At 69.2% G+C, this 2,878-nt stretch carries 4 protein-coding genes; 3 read left to right on the top strand and 1 reads right to left on the bottom strand.

The genetic code is table 11. The features are described 5' to 3' along the window. Positions 1–116 precede the first annotated feature (116 nt). Positions 117–872, bottom strand: coding sequence for an alpha/beta fold hydrolase (locus tag AAHZ94_RS32040; protein ID WP_349997220.1), 756 nt, complete (start codon positions 870–872; stop codon positions 117–119). Positions 873–875: 3 nt separating this feature from the next. Between AAHZ94_RS32040 and AAHZ94_RS32035 the strand changes: the two genes are divergently transcribed. From AAHZ94_RS32035 to AAHZ94_RS32025, 3 genes are all read left to right on the top strand, one after another. Then, on the top strand, positions 876–1,316 hold the full coding sequence (locus AAHZ94_RS32035) for a hypothetical protein (RefSeq protein WP_349997219.1): 441 nt from the start codon (positions 876–878) through the stop codon (positions 1,314–1,316). Between the two features lie 76 nt (positions 1,317–1,392). Further along, positions 1,393–2,652 carry a cytochrome P450 gene (locus tag AAHZ94_RS32030; protein WP_349997218.1) on the top strand — a complete coding sequence of 420 codons (1,260 nt, stop codon included), beginning with the start codon at positions 1,393–1,395 and terminating at the stop codon, positions 2,650–2,652. 36 nt (positions 2,653–2,688) lie between these two features. After that, the coding region (locus AAHZ94_RS32025) for a hypothetical protein (RefSeq protein ID WP_349997217.1) at positions 2,689–2,878 on the top strand (190 nt) is incomplete at its 3' end.

Genomic DNA, 2,878 nt, shown 5'->3' with positions numbered 1-2,878 from the left:
GGGGGGGGGGGGGGGGGGGCGGGGGGGGGGCGGGGGGGGCGGGGCCGGCGGCGCGCCCGCCGCCGCCGCCCCCCCCCCCCCCCCCCCCCCCCCCCCCCGCCGCCGACAGGCTCCCGCTACGCCGTACTGCGGGCCAACTCCAGTAGATCGGCGGCCACTTCGTGGGGTCGCTGCGCATGCAGGTCGTGTTCGGAGTCGGCGTATTCGCGGAAAGTGGCGTGGCGTAGGGGGGCGGTGATGTTCTGGACCCGGGTGCGGATTCGGTTTGCCAGCGGGGGCAGCGCGCCCTTGGGGATGGCGAGCATCAGCAGGGTGGGCACGTCGATGTCCGGGTACCAGGGGGCCGGCGGTTCGTCCCAGATGCTGCGCAGGATCGACATGTGCTGGTCGAGGGTCATGCGCTGGGACAGCGAGCCGTCCGGGTGGATGCGCATGGTGGCCACCGCCGCGTCGATCGCCGCCGGCGACCAGTCGGGGTGGATGGTGCGGAAGTAGGCGCTGATGCTCGCCACCGTGGCGCCGTCCAACGCGGCCGGCCGCAGGGCCGCCACGAACGCTTCCCAGGAGGCGAAGGCCGCCGCCGGCTCCAACCAGCCGCCGTCGACCAGGGCGAGCGCGGAGACCAAGTGCGGGTTCTCGGCCGTGAAGCGCACCGAGACGTTCCCACCCCACGAATGCCCCGCCACCACCACGCGCTTGAGCCCCAGGAATTCACAGGAGGCCACCAGGTCGGCGACGGCCGTGGGCGTGTCGAAGCCGGTGTCGGGCGTGTCGGACTCGCCGTGGCCCCGCAGGTCCACCGCGTACACCGGATGCCCCGCCGCCGCGAGGTCGTCGGCCACCTCGTCCCACAACTGGGCGCTGGAGGCCATGCCGTGGACCAGAAGGAACGCCGGGGACGCGGTTCCCGGCCGGTGTCGGAAATGCAATTTCACGTCATCGGTTACGGGCACGGAAAGATCCATGCGGGAAGTCTAACGCGTAAATCCACTGCATTTCGAGCCCCGTTGCCGAAAACTGGCGGCGCATTAGAGAGGCTTAAGCGTGGCGCGGGATGCTCTTCCATGCTGGACCGCCTCAACGCAGGAGACTTCGCGGCGATGGTGTTGATATCACTTCCCAAAATCAATGCGGAATATTCAACTGCCGCCCACTCTTTGACATTCTGCCGTGAATTCTCATCCAGTGCACCAGGCCCTGTTCGCCAGGGTTCTTCGGTCAAAACGGTGACGTCGCAGTGCGATTCCTCGCCTGCGGCGATTTCGCGTTATGCGACCGCGTTTCAGAGCCTTGGCGTGCGCGGGCCGTACGCATGACGACCGTGCCCCCACACCGTACGGCCCCGCCATTCCTCCCCGACCACCCCAGTTACCCAGCGTGAAACGAGGCGCCGTGTATCCCCCCGAATCCAGGTTCGACGACGTCGCCAAAATCAACCTGACGGATCTGGCCTTCTGGGCGCAGCCGTTCGGTGACCGCGACGCGGCCTTCGCGGCGCTGCGCAAGGCGCCCCACCCGGTGCACTTCCGTGAGCCGGCAATGCCCGGATATCCGCATGGGTCCGGCTATTACGCGCTGGTGAACCACGCCGACATCGCCGAGGTCAGCCGCCGCCCGCAGGACTTCCGCTCCACCCCGACCGCCATCAGCATCGTGGATCTCCCGCAGGAGTTCAGCAACTTCTTCGGCTCCATGATCAATATGGACAATCCGCAGCACGCACGGATGCGGCGGATCGTCTCCCGGGCCTTCGGCCGCGGCATGGCCGCGGAGTTCGAGGTGGCCTCGCAGAAGGCGGCCCGGCAGATCGTGGACGACCTCATAGCGAACGGCCCGGGCGACTTCGTACGACAGGCCGCGGCGATCATGCCGATCGCAGTGCTCAGCGGCATGATGGGCATCCCCAGCAGCGACTACGAGTTCATCTACGACCGCTCCAACATCATTGTCGGCACCTTCGACCCGGAGTACGTGCCCCGGCTCGACCAGGCCACCCCGGCGCTGCTGCGCACCTCGCGCGAGCTCGGTGACTACATCTCGGCACTGGCCGCCGACCGGACGAAGAACCCCACCGACGACCTCGTCACGCGCCTGGTGCGCGCCGAGATCGACGGCGAACGGCTGACGCCCGAAGAGCTGTCGTCCTTCTTCATCCTGCTGGTCATCGCCGGCATGGAGACCACCCGCAATGCGCTCTCCCGTGGCCTGGTGCTGCTCACCGACCACCCCGAGCAGCGCGAACTGCTGCTCTCTGACTTCGAGGCCCACGCCCCGCGCGCCGTCGAGGAGATCCTGCGGGTGGCGACGCCCATCAACTGGATGCGCCGCACCGCCACCCGCGACTGCGAGGTCAACGGCCACAAGTTCAAGAAGGACGACAAGGTCCTGCTGTTCTACTGGTCGGCCAACCGGGACGAGAAGGTCTTCCCCAACCCCTACGAGTTCGACATCACGCGCGACCCCAACCCGCACATGACCTTCGGCTCGATCGGCCCGCACTTCTGCCTCGGCGCCCACCTGGCCCGGATGGAGGTCACCGTCTTCTTCCGGGAACTCTTCAGCCGGCTGCCGCACATCCGCACCGAGGGCGAGCCCCGCCGTCTCGTGGCGAGCTTCGTGGAAGCCATCAAGCACGTGCAGTGCGTCTTCTGAGCCCCATGCGCCCCTCGTCCTGACCTCGCGAACCTCATGCACGACCGCCGGACCACGGCGCCGGGCCCCTGGCCGCGGCGCCCCGGCGGCCCCCGCCCCCCCCCCCGCGGGGGGGGGCCCCCCCCCCCCGCCCCCCGGGGGGGGGGGGGGGGGGCGTGCGAGAGGGAGCCTGAGGGCGTTGAACGGCTGGTACGGGTCGGCGCCGGGTGTGCCGGGCTGCGGTTGT

It is taken from the genome of Streptomyces sp. HSW2009 (assembly GCF_040240285.1).
Classification (GTDB): Bacteria; Actinomycetota; Actinomycetes; order Streptomycetales; family Streptomycetaceae; genus Streptomyces.
This window is presented reverse-complemented; position numbering and strand designations above follow the sequence as displayed.

Bases quoted from the DNA above. Each gene is read 5' to 3' on its own strand.
- AAHZ94_RS32040 (WP_349997220.1), bottom strand. From the start codon at position 872: ATGGCCTCCAGCGCCCAGTTGTGGGACGAGGTGGCCGACGACCTCGCG.